Annotated in this window: 15 protein-coding genes; 1 reads left to right on the plus strand and 14 read right to left on the minus strand. The window is 30.1% G+C overall.

The genetic code is table 11. The features are described 5' to 3' along the window. Positions 1-4 precede the first annotated feature (4 nt). Positions 5-1189: a lipoprotein N-acyltransferase Lnb domain-containing protein gene (locus tag L3X39_RS06585; protein ID WP_237230981.1), complete on the plus strand. Its 1185-nt coding sequence runs from the start codon at positions 5-7 to the stop codon at positions 1187-1189. Here L3X39_RS06585 and L3X39_RS06590 read toward each other — a convergent pair. From L3X39_RS06590 to L3X39_RS06655, 14 genes are all read right to left on the minus strand, one after another. Further along, the gene (locus L3X39_RS06590; protein WP_237230982.1) at positions 1176-2567 is read right to left on the minus strand and encodes an exopolysaccharide biosynthesis polyprenyl glycosylphosphotransferase; all 1392 of its coding nucleotides are present in this window, start codon (positions 2565-2567) and stop codon (positions 1176-1178) included. The two genes, L3X39_RS06585 and L3X39_RS06590, sit on opposite strands and share 14 nt — an antisense overlap. Positions 2568-2627: 60 nt before the next feature. Further along, positions 2628-3587 (minus strand): glycosyltransferase family 4 protein, encoded by a 960-nt coding sequence (locus tag L3X39_RS06595; RefSeq protein ID WP_237230983.1) that lies wholly within the window; start codon positions 3585-3587, stop codon positions 2628-2630. A gap of 72 nt (positions 3588-3659) precedes the next feature. Next, positions 3660-5024 (minus strand): O-antigen ligase family protein, encoded by a 1365-nt coding sequence (locus L3X39_RS06600; protein ID WP_237230984.1) that lies wholly within the window; start codon positions 5022-5024, stop codon positions 3660-3662. A gap of 2 nt (positions 5025-5026) precedes the next feature. Continuing rightward, complete coding sequence (locus tag L3X39_RS06605; protein WP_237230985.1) at positions 5027-6103, minus strand: glycosyltransferase; 1077 nt, start codon at positions 6101-6103, stop codon at positions 5027-5029. Beyond that, the gene (locus L3X39_RS06610; protein ID WP_237230986.1) at positions 6104-7222 is read right to left on the minus strand and encodes a glycosyltransferase family 4 protein; all 1119 of its coding nucleotides are present in this window, start codon (positions 7220-7222) and stop codon (positions 6104-6106) included. 34 nt (positions 7223-7256) lie between these two features. Then, complete coding sequence (locus L3X39_RS06615; RefSeq protein WP_237230987.1) at positions 7257-8117, minus strand: hypothetical protein; 861 nt, start codon at positions 8115-8117, stop codon at positions 7257-7259. Between the two features lie 89 nt (positions 8118-8206). After that, positions 8207-9199, minus strand: coding sequence for a glycosyltransferase family 2 protein (locus tag L3X39_RS06620; RefSeq protein ID WP_262910965.1), 993 nt, complete (start codon positions 9197-9199; stop codon positions 8207-8209). Beyond that, complete coding sequence (locus tag L3X39_RS06625) at positions 9196-10731, minus strand: glycosyltransferase family 2 protein (RefSeq protein WP_237230989.1); 1536 nt, start codon at positions 10729-10731, stop codon at positions 9196-9198. Before L3X39_RS06625 ends, L3X39_RS06620 begins: the two co-directional genes overlap by 4 nt. After that, the gene (locus tag L3X39_RS06630; protein WP_237230990.1) at positions 10728-11876 is read right to left on the minus strand and encodes a glycosyltransferase family 4 protein; all 1149 of its coding nucleotides are present in this window, start codon (positions 11874-11876) and stop codon (positions 10728-10730) included. The genes L3X39_RS06625 and L3X39_RS06630 overlap by 4 nt, the downstream gene beginning before the upstream one ends. Continuing rightward, complete coding sequence (locus L3X39_RS06635; protein ID WP_237230991.1) at positions 11873-13267, minus strand: glycosyltransferase family protein; 1395 nt, start codon at positions 13265-13267, stop codon at positions 11873-11875. Before L3X39_RS06635 ends, L3X39_RS06630 begins: the two co-directional genes overlap by 4 nt. Then, on the minus strand, positions 13268-14095 hold the full coding sequence (locus tag L3X39_RS06640) for a polysaccharide pyruvyl transferase family protein (protein ID WP_237230992.1): 828 nt from the start codon (positions 14093-14095) through the stop codon (positions 13268-13270). Positions 14096-14097: 2 nt separating this feature from the next. After that, positions 14098-14973 carry an N-acetylneuraminate synthase family protein gene (locus L3X39_RS06645; protein WP_237230993.1) on the minus strand — a complete coding sequence of 292 codons (876 nt, stop codon included), beginning with the start codon at positions 14971-14973 and terminating at the stop codon, positions 14098-14100. Between the two features lie 15 nt (positions 14974-14988). Next, the gene (locus L3X39_RS06650) at positions 14989-16143 is read right to left on the minus strand and encodes an acylneuraminate cytidylyltransferase (protein WP_237230994.1); all 1155 of its coding nucleotides are present in this window, start codon (positions 16141-16143) and stop codon (positions 14989-14991) included. Between the two features lie 88 nt (positions 16144-16231). Beyond that, positions 16232-17572, minus strand: coding sequence for a hypothetical protein (locus L3X39_RS06655; RefSeq protein WP_237230995.1), 1341 nt, complete (start codon positions 17570-17572; stop codon positions 16232-16234). Between the last annotated feature and the right edge of the window lie 143 nt (positions 17573-17715).

Genomic DNA, 17715 nt, shown 5'->3' on the forward strand with positions numbered 1-17715 from the left:
ATACATGAAAAAAGCACTACTTTTTCTATTTCTTTTTATATCTGTAAAATTAGTTATTGCCCAAAACATTACTTTATCCGAACAAGCTGAAATTAGTGTACTTACAATTGGTCCAGGTGAATCTCTAAATGATTCTTTTGGCCATAGTGCCTTTAGAATCAAAGACCCCGTAAATAATCTTGACGTTACTTATGGCTATGGCGAATACGATTTTGATGCTCCTAATTTTTATTTAAAGTTTGCTCAAGGAAAGCTTAACTATTTAATTAGCAAAATCGATTTTCAAAGATTTTATCAAATTTATGCCTATTACAATAGAACTATAAAAGAACAAGCTTTAAACTTAAATCAAGCTGAGAAACAGAAACTCTACGACTTTTTAATCAATAATTATAAACCAGAAAACAGACGCTATTTATACGATTTCTTTTTCGATAATTGTGCTACAAAAATTAAGGATGTTGCTAAAATAGCAGTAAATAATTCCATTACTTTTAATAAACCAGAAGATTACAAAGACGCTACTTTTAGAACTTTAATTCAGAATAATTTAAACAGAAACTCTTGGGGAAGTTTGGGTATTGATGTGGCTTTGGGCTCTGTAATTGATAGAAAAGCCACTTCTGAAGACCACATGTTTTTACCCGAAAACATTTATCTATTTTTTGAAAGTGCAAGTTTAAACAATGGTGAAAAACCTTTAGTAAAAAGCAGTCGTGTATTATTCCAGGAAAAAGAGAGAGTTAAATCAAATTCATTTTTCACAAGTCCGCTATTTGTTTTTGGACTTATAGGGTTCTTTATTCTATTTATTACATACAAAGACCGTAAAAAGAATTCACAAAGTAAATGGCTAGATATTACTCTGTTTATAATTACTGGCTTAGTAGGTGTTTTTATACTACTACTTTGGTTTGCTACCGACCATAAAGGAACACATCAAAATTACAACTTGCTTTGGGCTTTTGCCTTAAACGTATTAGTAATTGGTCAGCTTTTTCGGAAGAAAGTAAGTGCATGGTTTATTAAATACATAAAACTTTTAGCAATCCTATTGTGCCTTTTAACACTTCATTGGATTATAGGAGTTCAAGTTTTTGCTATTGGATTGATTCCGTTTTTAATTGCTTTATTTATAAGATACCTTTATTTAATTTCTTACTACAAAAAGCAGGTTACTGTCCTCTAAAAAATATCACTGTACTGAGTGTTTTAACAAGAATATTAGCATCTAAAAAGAAGCTACGATGTTTTATATAATACAAATCGTATTGTAGTTTAAGCAAACTATCATCAACGGAAGACCCATAGCGTGTTTTTACTTGCGCCCAACCTGTTAAACCGGGTTTAATGATGTGACGCGTTTCATAAAAAGGTAACATTTGCGAAAGTTCTTTCACAAAAAATGGACGTTCTGGTCGCGGCCCAATTAAACTCATTTCACTTTTTAAAATATTATAAAATTGAGGTATTTCATCCAATCTAGAATACCTTAAAAACTTACCAAAAGGCGTAATTCTTACATCTCCTTTTTTAGCCCAAACCGCACCAGATTTTTCAGCATTTTTAATCATGGTTCTAAACTTAATTATTTTAAAAACCTTACCATTTTTACCCATCCTATCTTGTAAATAAAAAAGACGTCCACGATTACCTATAGCGTTTCCAAGAAGAATGACTGGTAAAAACAATACACCAATTAAAATACCTAATACCGAAATTATTATGTCAAAAAGTCGATGAAAAAACAGATATAACTTATTTTGATTACTTCTACTAAATGGGAAATACTTATAAAAATCTTTTCCAACAAATTGTACCGGTATTCTTTGGGTCATCTCTTCATAAACCTGAGTATATTCCTTTATAGGCAAACCTTCTTCCAGCAACCTAATGAGTGTATAATATATTTCTGAGGTTATAGCTTCAGAATTGTAGCTAGCAATAACAATTTCTGATATGTTTTCGTCCTTAATAACTTGTTTTATTTGTTTAGGTGTATATTGAGGAATAGCATTGAATTTAATGGACTCAAACTTATTTAATTCACAATTTACAAAGCCAACAATTTTATAATTAGGGTCGGAACTTTTAAAGGCCTCTATTATGGTTTCTATGTTTGAAGTTTCTCCTATGATTAATACTTTTTTATAAAACCTAGGTGACACTATAAAGGATACATAAGCAATTCTCCATAAAAACAATGCAACTAGCATCGCAAAATAAAAGAATAGAATTTGCAATCGATTATCAGGTAAAACTGGTGTGAAAAATGGTGTAAGTAAATAAAATAATACGGTTATTGAAACGGTAAATACAATACTAGTAGAAAACTTTTCAATTTTACTAGATTTTTGCAAATCGTATAATTCAAACACGGTTCCGAATATCGAAACATATAAAATTAAAACTAGAGTCCATCTCCAGTTTTCTTTTGTAATTGTAAAATAATCAAAATCAAAAGTGTTGCTAACAAAATAAAGTACAATAAGAATTGATAATATATCGAAGATACGAAGTAGAATTTTACGTTCTGATATATTAAAATGAATACCTGTATAAGACATTATTTAGAGCTAAACTTGAGAGACTATAAAGATAATAAGTAAATTTAATTAAGCTAGAAATTATTGCAAGAGTTTAATCCATTGATTTTTAACAATATTCCAATCAAAATTCTCAACCCTTTTTCTAGCAGACAATGCTATTTGATTTGCTTTATCTGGTGTACTATGTAACTCTTTTATTGCGTCAACAAATGATTCAACTGAGTTAGGTTCTATTAAAACACCCTCTTTGCCATTTTCAATTAAAAAAGGCATTCCACCCACATTAGTAGAAATGACGGGCAAACCGAGTGCCATAGCTTCAATAACACTAACAGGCATATTATCAAAATTGGTGGTGTTTATAAAAAAATTATAATTTGTAGATAAAGAAATCCATTCTTTTTTTGATAGTTTCCCTGTAAAGGTAACATCTACTTTTGATTGTTTTGCCAGTTCTCTAGCTTCTAAAAAACTTCCATCACCATCAGGACCAACCATACAAAGCTCCGCTTCTAGGTTATCATCTTTTAACATTTTTAAAACTCTTATGGCTAATAATGGGTTATAAATTTTTGAAAACGAGCGTACCCAGAGTAATTTAACTTTGCTATAATTTCTTTGTTTAAATGGGTATTTAGCTAATTCTATTGAATTAGGAATATTAATAACATTCAAAACTGCAAATTCTTCAAATTTTCTCTTTATAAAAATTGAAGGCGCAACATTTATATGGGCATTATTAAATATTGCTTTTGAAAGTACTGGTGAGGTTTTTAGTCTTTCTGGCAAATTCCCACCGTGTAATAATGGAATATACTTTAATTTTAAAATTCTACACAGTTGGCTCACAAAAAAAGCGTAGTAAAAATTTAATGTGCTATACGTATCAATTAAAACATAATCTGCTTTTTTTCTATACTTAAAACAGGTATAAAGCATATGTAATAATCGAATAATGATGCTTTTTTTATGTGATGCCGATATAACTTTAAAGTTAGTTTCGCTTAATAAAGGTGCCAATACATCAATTGATGACAAATTTGTTTTTTTATAATTATTTGATTTATTTCCTATGTAAACGATACATTTCAAGGTAATTTCTTAATGATTTTAGTGTCTATTTAACTTCGTTTTATCAATTTTCCCTTTCGGTTTTGCTTTATATTGAATACTTAACAAACACAACCCGTAAACGAAAGCAGGTGCGGCGATTCGCATTGAGGAGTGATTAATAGTAAAAAACCAAAATATATATAAGGAATAAAAAAAGATATTTGATTTGTTTTTGACTCTTAATAGTAATGGTGCTGCTAATAAAATTAACAACGCTATTAATCCAAATAGTCCATGTTCAGATAATATACGGCTCATTTCGTTATGAGATGCCGCTTCAATACCTTCATTTTGCTGTCTTAATTCTTTTATTTTTCCAACACCTACACCTAAAACTGGGTTTTTAAAAAATTCATCTAATTCAAAAGAAATTAAATCAGTTCTTCCTGTAGAAATATCTTCTTTCTCTCTACCTAATGCATCTTTATTGGCATATCTATTTTCAATTAAACCGCTTGTCTGAATTGATGAATAAAGCCAAACCAATAATCCTAGACTCGCAAAAATCAAAACCATTCTGCTAATTCTAAACTTTGCTTTGACATTAACCTTTTTAAAATAAAAATAAATAAAGGCGGCAATCATAAAAAGTGCCGTTATAACACCTCCTCGGCTAAAGGTTACTATACCTCTAAAACTCATAGCTGCCAATAATAAACCATTGATTATTTTTAGCGTTAAGGTCGGTGAAAGCATAAAAAAACGCACACTAAATACAAACATTCCTAACCCCAAAACTGTAGATACTTGGTTAGGACCAAAGCCACCTGAGGCAGCAAAATTAGAGCCCGTTCCAGTAATTGTTTCTCGAATATCTGGAGTAAAAAAGAACAAATATGTTGTCATAGCTATTAAAGGCAATGCCATGTATAACAATATTTTATGCATATTATCATAAAGTACTTGCCTTTTGTAACAAAATATAGATACTATGCCCAAGCATATGGGTCCGCTTAAGTTAAACGCAATGGCTGTACGAATAGTAGTTTCTTCTGTGATGTTAAATCCTGCTACCAATATTCCAGGAATAAGAAGAAAAATATACACAATATAGGGAATGGGTTGCTTAGTTAAGTTAATAGTAAGAATGCCCATTAAAGTAAATAGAATGACCAAATACTTTGAAGCTTCATATAGAAAATTACCTCCAGTCATCCTTAAAAACACCTCTGCTCCTACTACATAGCTACAAGCTATTAAAACTTTTATGGCGCGTTGAGATGGTTTTACTTTAAATATTTCGTTCGTAAAATAAATAAATATTACTAGTAAATACACTTTTGACAACCCTGAAAACGTATGGATTAAAAAGCCAATTAAAACATGTAATACAATGATTTTTATGTAATTAAAGCTTTTCAATTTTATTTTAGATAAGAATTATATGTGCTTAAAATGGTTTCTATTTGCTTTTTTTGGGAAAAATTTTTCTCAATTTGTCGGTTAAAACGCATAGCGAAATCATGTCTTAATTCGGGGTTCTCAATATATAAAGATAATGCATTAGACAATTCATTAGGCATTGAAGGATTAACCAAAATTCCATTATGTTGATGGGCGATAACCGATTCACATTCCCCAACTTTAGTTGCAACAACTGCTAATTTAGCTAAACCATATTCTAATAATGCAATTGGTAAGCCCTCAGATTTTGAAGATAATACTCCGATTTCGCACTGATTTAAAATATTATAAATATCTGGTTTGATTCCGTACAAATAAACCGATTTGCTTAAATCAAGTTCTTTAATTTTATTATCAATTGATTTTGCATAATCATCATTAAAGCTTTTACCTATACCATGTAACGTCCAATCAGGGTGTCGTTTTAAAACTATTGCAAAAGCTTCCAGCAGCGTAATATAATCTTTCTGAGGTCTTAAATTTGCTAAACACACTATTCGCTTTCCTTCTTCTCCTTTTAAACTGGTTTTGGCTAAGACTTGGTTTATTGTTGCGAAATTTGGTAAATAAGTAACACTTCTGCACTTTAAATTTTGTTTTGCCCAAGTTTCTAAAGATTTGTTTACACTAAAAATATGTGTGAAATATTTGGAACACCATTTTAAAACACCAGCTTTTCTGTTACTTAAAAATTCACTGTTGCCAAAGTGGTCATGCCAAATAACAATAATTTTTCGGTTTAATAATTTTATTAAAGTTGCTAGAAAAAATGAGGAAGAATGTGCGTGAATAATTTGTATTTCATGTTCTTTAATAAAACTACTTAACGTTTTAATTGCAGTAAAATCAAGAGTCTTAGTTTTATTCAAAAATAGATAGCCCACTTTGGTTGAAAGACTTTCTTTTAAAAGTCCTTCTTTACGAGTTGCGCACAAAAAAGACCCTTCAATATTTGATGACAAAGCATTAGCTATATTAACTGCCACACGCTCAGCCCCACCTGCTTCTAAAGAGTCTATTAATTGTAATACTTTCATTTAAACTTTTAATAGTTTCATAATTTCTACCTCAAAGGTTTCCAATGTATAATTTTGAGACCATTTTAAAGCATTGTTTGACATTAATTTTAACTGTTCAATGTCGTTTAATGAATTTTCTATTTTATATACAGCCTTTTCTAATTCAGATTCAATCAAAATACCTCGTTTACCATTATCCAACATATGAGGAACACATGACATTGAAGTACTTATTGGAATAACACCAAAAAACATAGCTTCAGCAATGGCTTTTGGCCAACCTTCGGATTTTGATGGTAATATTAAAAAATGAGCCGATTTTAAAGTTTTTTTTATGATTTCCTTTTCTTTATTACCCAATATTTTTACAAAACCTTCTAACTTATTATTTACCATATATTGCTGGAGTTCTTCCTTTAAAATACCTTCTCCATATATATCTAATTGAATGTTTTTTCCTTTTTTATATAACGCTTCAACTATTTTTATTGCTAATAACGGACGTTTCCCCTTAACCAAACTTCCTATAAAAACGAATTTCAATAATTTAGAATAATTTCTATTTTTTAGTGGCTCCTTTTCATTATCTGAGTAGGTAGCTGTAAAAAAGGGTTTTATGTTTTTTGACTGATTTTTCCAATCACCGTAAACCAAAACTGTTATTTTTTTCGTTAAAAAAGTATTTGACAACAACCGCTTCTGAAATTTATAACTCCATGGTTGTTTCGCCTTTGGGTCCCAATTTCCTGCATATTTAGCTGTTTTTAATTTATGTGGGAAAAAGATTTGTACCAAACAGCCTAATAAACCAATATTTCCTGGGCAGCGTAAATGTATATGATCTGCTCTTTTACAAGCTTTAAAGAGAGTTATTATAATCAAAGGTATTTTATAAATAGACAAAAACGCCTTTTTTATACTTGTAAACTCTAAAGAAGAAACTTCTTTAAAGTTCAAGTTATTATGTTTATAATCTAAGTCAATGGCATTCTTTTTTTCTGAAATTTTGGGGGCAACAATATGTACTTCATCAACATGTTTTAACCAAATATTCATTTCACGAACATAAGGTGCATAAGCTGAAATGGTTTTGCCATTTAATTTATGTTCAACATGAGATATGATTAAGAATTTCATTGATCATTTTTATATATTCAAAATAATACAAACTTTATTCAAATATAGCATTTACAACATATTTAGCTTGGGCTTCGGGAGTACAGTACTTAGAAAAGTATCGTTTTCCATTCCCAGCTATTTTTTTATGAAAATCAGAACTATTTAAAACTTTATCAAATACTTTTCCATAATCGTTAGTATTTTCAATATAGTAAATGTCCTTTTCATGATTTAAAGGAATTGGGAGCTCTATTTTAAACGGAAATGATAAAACAAATAAACTTTGATTCAAGTATTCCGCTAAACGCCAACTAACAGCACCATAAACAGCAGGGTTATTTAAGACTATTTTAGACTTTTTGCTTAATTTAGAAAAGGCCTTAGGTGTGTATTTTTTTTCATTCAATTCATCTTCAAAATCAAAATTATTTCCATCAGAACGAGGAATAAAACCCCCTTCAAAATTTATACGAGCGTCTTGTTTGCAATAGCGAATAAATTCTGCTCTAATATTATTTGTTTCTGCTTCTTTTTTCCAAATACTTGCAGTGAAAAATATATAATTATCTTTTTCTGTTTTTAAATGATATTCCCTATAAGATGGTCTCCTTAATAAAATATAAATCTCTCTCGCTAGTACTTTTAGCTTTAAATATTTAATTAAACTAAGGTTGAAGAGTTTTAAGTAAAGGGGTAAAATATTTATTGGGTAGTGCGGAAACAACGCTTTTACTTTTTTTTGTTGAAAAGATCCAATATCCAAAAGTTTGTTTGTAACAAAATAGGCGTCTACTTGTTCATATAAATTTTGATCGAAATAAACAGGATCATCATTATTTATTACTGCGATTTTATCATCTACTCTAAATATAATTACTGGCTTATTATTGTACTTAAGAAAAGCCCTTTCCATTTTAAATTTAACTTTGAACACTTTGTGAAGCCCGTATAAATAATAAGACGAATAAAAGTTAGGTATATTAAGTATAGAAATCGTACGCATTAATTAATTTTTGGCTTGTTAAATATAAGGGAAAACCAACCAACTATCCGGCCTAAACTTTCTGTAAATGCTTGTTTTTTATGTTTATCCGTAATAGTGTTACTTAAACGAATAACCGTTAATAAAAAAGCCGTTGCATGCCATTTAAATTTTGACTTAATATTCGGTTTTGGATATTTAACGCGCCATACATACCATCCGTTTCTTATCACCATTTTACCATATTTAAATTTATTTGGTCTTCCTTCTTCATTATGATAGTGGGATAATTGCGCTGAAGTGTTTACATATAACTTGCCAATTTTTGCAAGTCGCAAACTAAAATCGGTATCTTCATAAAGTCCGTAACCTTCAAAATATGTTGAAAATGATAATCTATCAAAAACTTCTTTTTTATAACTGGAAACACCACCCATAATTTGTTCAACCTCATAAGTTTTACCCGAAGGTGGTAAAAACCCAATAGACCTACCATGTGCAAATGTTGGCAAAAACCCAGGCGGAGTATCAGGTAACAAACCAAATTTCCTTCTTAATTTAAAACGTGAAGGCTCGTTACGCATCCATCCATCAAAATAGAATTTGTTACTGTTTTTAGGGGAAGCAGCTTTTTCCCAATAGACTTCATTTTTAATATAACCGCCAACTGCAAGCGCATCCTTTTGTGTTTTATATGTACTTAGTAAGTTTTCAAAATAATTTTCTTCTAAAATTATATCATCATCTAAAAAGCAAATAATTTCAGTATTGTTATTAACCATTTTAATCCCGTAGTTTCTTTGCTTTGTTAACCCACGATGCAAATCATCTACTAAAGTGTACTTTAAATTCTTGTAATTTGAGTTTTCTAAAAGCTTTGAAGAAGCATTATTTGTTGAACCATCGACTATTATAATTTCATTAGGATATAGCGTTTGAATTACTACTGAATCTAACAGTGATTGTAAAGCCTTCGGCCTCATGTATGTACATACTATTAAGGAGAAATTCATACTAAATTATTCTTCATTTGATTTGCCCAATAAATACTTTGTTGCCATTGTTTTTTAAATGTTTTATAGTATTTGAAAGGGTTTTTTATAGATTGAGCCTTATAAAACTTCAAAAACAGAACAAGTTTATAGCCTTTTAACTGTTTTGTGGTTTGATGCTTTAACTTATAATATGTTATTGCTGGTGAAGGCTTTGGTTTATCACCTTTCAATGTCCAAATATGCTCAAAAGATGTTCTAAAACCACCTATTGGTGCTTTAACATGCTCAATTTCTGGCTCTGGTAAATATATTACATCAACTCCATTATTGCGTAATTGCATTCCAAAATCGGAATCCTCACCAAAACTAAATTCATAATTCATATCGAACGTTAAACCTTTCAAGCAAATCGATTTTACAACACTACATCCTGAACCAAAAGTGCTCCATTGCATTTGGTTTAAATGCGTTTTTATATCTTTTTTTTGCAAACAACTTAAAGTTACGGCAGCTAATTGGTATTCTAACATTTTGTTGATGGTATATTCGATATGGTTGGGTTGTATTCTAATATCGTCATCAGCGAGAAAAACATACTTTGAAGTTACCTTTTTCAAAGCTAAATTTCTCGCATTACAAGCCCCTGTCGTGTGTGTAAATTTGTGAATGATTTTAAATGGCCATGTTTTATTCGAGATGAAATCTAATTCAGATTTACTATTCTGATCCTGATTTTGCTCAATAATAATAACTTGATTTGGTAGAAGCGTTTGATTGGTTAGATCAATTAAAAAATTACACACGTGTTGCTTTCTACCTAAAGTTGGAATAATTACATCTACCGTTTTATTTTTATCTATTTCACTATTAGAAATTGATTCGAGGTCTAAACTAAAATTAGTTTTTATTTTTTTATAGAATAAGCTATTAATGAATGGTAAGATTGGAAACTTTCGTTCATAAATTATATAACTAATTAGTAATAACAAAACCCAAACGCTTTTATAATGCAATTTAACAAACTTAAACAATTGGAAAGTTGAAGCTTTGTGTTCCTCTGTTAACTTATTTGATTGAATTAATATTTTAGGCTCTGAATAGCAAAACAACCCTTTTGGCATTCCCAATTTTGCAATGGAGTTAAGAACAAAATCAAAAGAACCGCTCAGTTTTATTTTATTTTCAAACTTTAATAGTTCCGAACCATAAATAGCACCAACTTGACTACTCATTAACCATGTTGGGTATTTTACGAATTTATTCACCTTTAAAAATGGTGAGTCTTCTACATAGCCTATTTGCTTCGGTAAATACTGATCTTCGCAATAAGAAAGCATGGTGTTTTTTAGTTGAAATGACTCCTTAATGCCGTCTATATTTAAATGCTCTTTTAGTGAATAGTGACACCAAACTAAAATTCTTTCCTTATACTTATTTGCAATGATAAACATTGCTTTTATAGGGTTTTTTATGGTATTAAATACTATTTGATTGGTTTCTAAATCAATAATCTCAAAAACTTCTTCGCCCTTGTGTGTTAAAAGAATCATGTGTTTAAAACAGATTTATAGTATTCTATATTAATGTCAGCATTCTTATTGATATCAAACCGATTTTCAACTTTATTTCTTGCCGCTTTTCCTAACTTCAAACACAAAACATCGTCATTTAAAAGTTCCACAATACGACTTGCATACAATTCAATTTCAGTTGGATGCACTAAAAAACCGTCTTTGCCATCATCTATTATTTCTTGTGCCCAACCAATACTTGTATTTACAACAGGTTTTTGAAGCGCCATAGATTCAATAGTTACCATTCCTAAAGTTTCTGCAAATGATGGGAATACACAAACATGAGCATTTTTAATATGTTCTTGCACTTCTAAATACGGTATTTTACCTAAATAATTAACATGCTTATGTGCTTCATCAGAAAAAATTTGTTCAACCAATTTGTAGGTAGATGGTTCTCCTGTTTTAATGTCGGACGAATCATTACCAATCAAAATTAATTTTGCATCAGGATTACTTCTTATAACCCTATTAAAAATTTCTGCTAATTCAAAAACACCTTTTTTTCTAATGATTGTTCCTATATAGAGAATCGTATTTCTATCATATTCATTAGGTGTATTATTTACAAAGTTTTCTAATTGAAGACCATAATGGATAGTTTTTATTTTTTTCTTGTCTAATCCAAAAATTCTTTGTGTTTCAAACCCAGCATAACTTGTTGGAGCTATATAAGCCACTGCCTTTTTTAAAGCCAATTTTTCAAACACAAAATTCTTAAACTTCTGCCTTCTGTTTTCCAACTTACAGAAATAGGCGTCGCTTCCATGAAATCGAATCACCAAAGGCAAATTGAAACGCATGAAAGCTGTAATTCCCGTCCAATCAGCAGCTTCAAGGATATTAATTTTATCCTTTTTGACTACCTCATTTATATACTTTTGCAATCGTAACCTATAATAATACCAAGTGAAGAATTTATAGTTTTTTTTAGCAATTAAATGAATCGTTACTCCTTCATCTTCAACAATATTATTTTCATTTTGGTGATATACAAATACGGTAACCTTAACCCCTTTTTTTACTAAATTAACTGCCAAGTTTTTAATGCTGGTGCCAATTCCCGCAGCATGTTTAACACTGGGGTGTGGATACTCCGATGTAATGAACCCTATTTTCATTTTAATATGGTATGAATGGCATTCCAAATATTCTCTGAGGCTTTGGTTGGTGTTTCGCCAACTACAATTTTGTACCATTTTTTACATTCCTCAACGTTAGAAAGTTCTCCATCTAAAATCTGTTTTACTAAACTTTCCAAATCATTTTTATCTCTACAAAATATTGCTGCCTCTTGACTAGGCATACTTCTAAAATGAACATATTTATAATTTTGGCCAATATCTCGAATACCTTTTTTTAGCTGTGGCTGTTCATAATTATAATAAATACATGGTTTATTATGAGCAACAAAATCAAAAACTGTTGAAGAGCATACATTAGTTACAAACTCACTATGTTCACAAACGTTATAAAGCATCTTGAAATCTTCTGGAGTTGGTAACACATGATTCCATTGACTACCAACTTGCTTCCAAATAGGATCTAAAACGGCTATAATATCTTTATTAGCTTCAACTACTGCATCATATCTTGAAGTAAAATCTACTGGACATTTTCTGTAAATGATTCCTAAATTTTCGCCTTTGGTATTTAAACTCCTAACCGCATTGGCTAAATCTTCTAAATAATATTGATCTAACGGTGAAGTTGTTTCATCATCGCCTGAATAACAAATGTATCTTTTATTAATATCTAAATTATGTTCTTTAAAAAAGGCTTCACGTGTTTGTTGTAAAGAAACATCGTAATGAGGCTCAAATTGGGGTGTTCCTGTAACAATGACTTGTTCATTTTTAACAAATGGATAATATTGTAAAACCTGTTGTTTCATTAAATCACTCCATACAAAGTAATAATCGGTTTCAACTACTTGCATCGCTTTAGGTACATTATCCCACGAATATACAAACGCTACTGTTGGTATTCCTAAATCTTTAGCTGCCAATAAAGCACTTATAGATTGTGTTGCCCGCTGTGTAGTGCAAAAAACCAAATCGGGTTTATGTTTCTCCAATTGAGATTTACAATACTTGTATTTTGAAGTAGAGCGCTCTAAACTATTTATTTTATGTCTAAGTTTTACAACACCTTTTTCGGAAGAATACAGGCCAATTAGCCACTTGGTATAAAGGCTTTTAAATATATTTTTTAAGCCTTTATAGTTGAATGGGAATTTATAAGTAGGGTAAACATTATCCTTGAATTTATCTCGAGAAATGTTCAACTCTGCACGTTTTCTTGCTCGTGAATAAATAGGTAATAATTTATGTACCGTATGATCTCCAATAACAACTTCCTTAAATCCCAAATTATCTTTTAGTGAGAAAATTGTATTATTCCAATAATGAATTTCAAAATCCATTTTTTCTCCAATTTCTTTGAAATTTGTAAAGGCAAAATTTCTTAAACCAACACCATCTGGAAAAAAAACAAACACTTTTTTCTTCATTTACTTTTCACTTTTAAATGGGCAAACTGCCATTAAATTAGAACATATCCCTTCAATTACCTCTGGTTTTGGAAGTGTTTCTTTACCATCAAAAAGACATTGCAAATCATTTAAACTCATCTTAGAATTTTTAATGTCAGATTTGTATGAAGGAATTTGAACAGATTCGAAATAATCTTGATATTTAATATCATCTCCAAAAACATCATCAGAAAATTTTTGCCAAATTGCTGGAATACCATATGCATGTGCCACTATAATACCGTGTAATGAAGACGACACTATTTTTTCGCATTTTAGAATGTCGTTTGTGGTTTTTTCTACATTATTTGTCATCAAATCGATTAGTAAAATGGAATCTTCGTTTTCATAAAAGTCTTTTACTTTTTTAAAATCATTATAATGAGGTATTATTCCAATTTTGTATTCTTTACTTATTTTGGGATGGTAATATTTTGGTAATAATAGCGCAGGATCTCCGTATATTTCTGGAACTTCATACCCCAGATTTAACAAAAACACCCTTGTTTGTGGGCCTCTAACTGCTAAAAATTTAGCCTCCTTAATAGGGTAATCTTTTGAAACAATACCACTACCCCAAACAATACATTTATTATTTACGTTTGCTAAAATACTCCCTACCGTGACGTAGATTGGTGCAAAAAAATCGTAAAATGAAAACTTCTTTGGCCATCCAAAAACAACTTTTCTATCCGATATTTTTTCAACAAGATATTTCCCAAGCAAATCACCATAATTTTCTTTGGTTTTCCCTTGTATCTTAATTTCATTCCACCAAAATAATCTAATTTTTTTGGATGAAAACATGATTATACTTTTTGGTTTTTCAACTTATCGCGTTGCACTTGTTCTATAGGTAAAATATCCTGATTTTTGAATTGTAAAGCTTTATAGACGGCATTTACATCTCTTGATAATTTTCTTAAACCCATGGGTTCTAAAGAAGCTGCATGGTCTGTTCCTTTCCATGTTCTATCAATGGTATAATGTCTTTCAATAATATTAGCCCCTAAAGTATAAGCTGCAACATCAACAGCTATTCCTAAATGGTGCCCTGAAAAACCAATATGCTTAACCTCATTTTGATATTTTTCAATTAATAAATTGATATCTAATAAGCATACATCTTCAAAAGGAACAGGATACCCAGACGTGCAATTGTAAAGCACCAAATCTTTATTTCGATTGTGCCTTTTAAAAAGATTTACCAAGTCTTCAATCTCATCTTTGGTTGTCATTCCTGTTGAAATATGTAATTCACCATCGTAGTTATTACATAACCATTCTAACATAACAACATTATTATTGCAAGCCGAAGGAATTTTAATAAATTCTGGTTTTAATGAGGCTATTTCTTTTGCTGAAGTTAAATCCCAAACAGACGTTGAATAAGTTATACCTATTTCTTCACAATAAGCTTTTAACGCTTCGTGCTGATTAACATCAAACTCTAAATACTCCCTGTGCTCACCATATGTGTTTCCATAAGAATTTGCAGGATTAGGATGGGGTTGATTATATTGCTCTTCGGTTAAAAGTTCCTTATTATTTCTCTTTTGAAATTTTACTGCATCTACGTTGCAAAATATTTTTGCAACCTTAATGAGTTCTTTGGCTATTTCCATATCTCCTTTATGGTTGCAACCAATTTCTGCTATGATATAAGGTTTTTTATATGTATTCATTAGATTTTGGGCTTATTAAAATCTTTTGTTATAATTCATTACAAACTGGCAAGCTTCTCTTATTGCTCCTGCACCAGAATTTTTAGATAGTACGATATCAGCATGTTGCTTCACAACATCAGTTGCATTATTGGGCGTTAACGACCAGCCAACGCTGCAAATATTTGTTAAATCGTTTACATCATCACCAATATATGCGACATTAGATAAACTGATATTTTCTTTTTTTGCTACCATTTTCAATAACGAGAACTTATCTTTTACACCTAAAAAAACGTGCTTGATTTTTAATTTTTCCATGCGTTTTGCAACAAGTTCTGAGTCTTCAGAAGTCATTACCATAACCTCAACATTGTACTGCCTTAAAATTTCAAGTCCCATTCCATCACGCATATCAAAACTTTTAGTATGCTCTCCATCTTTAGTGTAAGTAATCGTACCATCCGTAAAAACGCCATCAACATCTAATACTAAATGTGTTATTTTGTCTGACTTTTTACTTCTTTTTTGTCTTTCAATTAGCAAGTTTTCTACAACAATCCAATCTGATTCCGAGTCAATTTCATGTAAAGACTCTTCTTGCATTTTAACTACAGCCACATTATTCCCAATTCGATTTTTATTTTCTTGTAATGCTTTTTTAGTGGTGGTATAAACTGCTCCATTTTCAATCAATAAGCCTTCAAAATCTTGTCGTCGTGGTCGCTCAAAAGGATTATAATTTATTGGCTTTCCATCTTTATTCCATAAAAATCGATGTGTATTAACGACTGTCAATGCAGAGTCATTATCACCACTAAGTTTTTCCAAGCAGGTATTTATATCGTTACTTTGAGTAAAAGGAGATGTTGCTTGTAATAAGCAAAACACATCAAAATTATAGTTTATAGATTCGCAAAATTCTAAAATAGCATATTCCGTTGAAGCTGTATCACTGGCACTTTCTTCGCTTCTTAGTATTGCGTTAACCTTATTTGTCCAATCATATTCCTTCTTTATAAAATCAATAATACTTTCGTCATCAGTATAAACAATAACCTCGTCTAAATTAGAAAAAATAGCCTCTCCTAAAACCCAAGTAAATAATGGTCTTCCAACCATTTTGCGCTTATTTTTATTTGGAATACCTTTTGATCCTTTTCTTAATGGGATAAAGCCTATTTTTTTCATTTAAATTAATTTTGCAATCTATCGCTAAAATACACTTTTTTTTAGGGTGTTTAGATAAAAACCTACTTGTAAACAATAATTTTAGTGACTATTTTAGTGGATTATACACACTTGTCTTTTTTGTTTTAAAACTTAATTTACTAAACGCTTCTAACTTTGATTCCGTCTTTTTTATAAAGTCTTCATCATCTTGCTCTATATAGAAAACAAGTTTATCATCAATATATTGATTAAACATTTCTTTACCGGCAATATTAATTAATATTGTGGGAACGTTTAGTAATCTAGCTTCAATTAAACATCCAGAATAATTAGTTATATGTGCCATTGAACTGTTTAAAACTTCAGGTAGCGGTGAAGAAATAGCATCTTGTACTATACACTTTTCATTTAAATTATTTTTTACCAAAAACCTATCTAACGTATCTAAATTTAAATTGTTTCTTGGGTGTAATCTTAAAATCCAATGGTAATTGTTCTCCTGTATTAACTTAACAATTTTTGGTGTTAATAAGTCTTCAATACTAAATGGTGATGTTTGTAAACTGTAAAAAACATATTGCTTTTTGTTCTCATTACTATCATTAAACTTGCTCGTCCAATACGCTACGTATGGCTGCCCAGCAACTTTTGATTTTATAGTGTTTGTATTATTTGCCCATTTATCTATACTATTTTTTGACTCATTATCCCAATTCCAAAAAGTTTTAGGCATGGTGTTAAACCCCTTTATTGGCAACTTATTCCAGTGTGCAAATGCTAAATGCACATTGGTTTGAGGACCATGTTGGAAATCAATAGTTTCAATATTAAGATTGTTTGCGACTAATAAAGCAGAATATATATCATCTAACCCATAATAACCAAGAAAAACTACTTTTTTAGGGTTAACTTTTTTGAAGAATTTTTCAAAAAAACTGCTTGTTAATTTTAACCTATTAGTCCAGTCAATAATTTCTTTTTCTGAAACCCCTAAGGCCGTTACATTAAAATTGTAATTACTTAACTCTTTATAAAAAGCATCATAATTATTTAAGTTTAAAACATTGATTTCTTTTTTAAACCTATTCAGTAATTTAGCTAATAATTTATGGTAATTTAAATATTTACTTAAGGGTATAATTGCTTTCTTATTATATGAAGCGTCATAAATTTTTTGATACTCCATCATATAAACATCATTCTGTAAATTATGATAGTCTATCATGGAATCATAAAATCGATTAAAGTATTTTCCATTATATAATACGCGATGAATATGAGATCCGAAAAAAATTATTTGCCTTTTTTTTAAGTTAAAAAAGAATGCATTAAGATTAATTAAAGCCTTAAAAACCAAAAATACCTTACTTAGCTTTTTTAATGATTTTTTGCTGAAATTTTGATTAAAAGGAGGGTTTTCAGTTTGAGGTGATTCATTTTTGTTCATTAATATCAAGGCATGTATATAAATTTTTATTCTCACATACGGCCAAATGTGGACTCCATTAACAACCCAAGTATCTACTGGAAATTTTTCTTCAAAGCTTAAAATTGTATCCTTTATGGTTTGCTGAGTAAACATTTATGATA

The organism is Flaviramulus multivorans (genome assembly GCF_021728415.1).
GTDB lineage: Bacteria > Bacteroidota > Bacteroidia > Flavobacteriales > Flavobacteriaceae > Sabulilitoribacter > Sabulilitoribacter multivorans.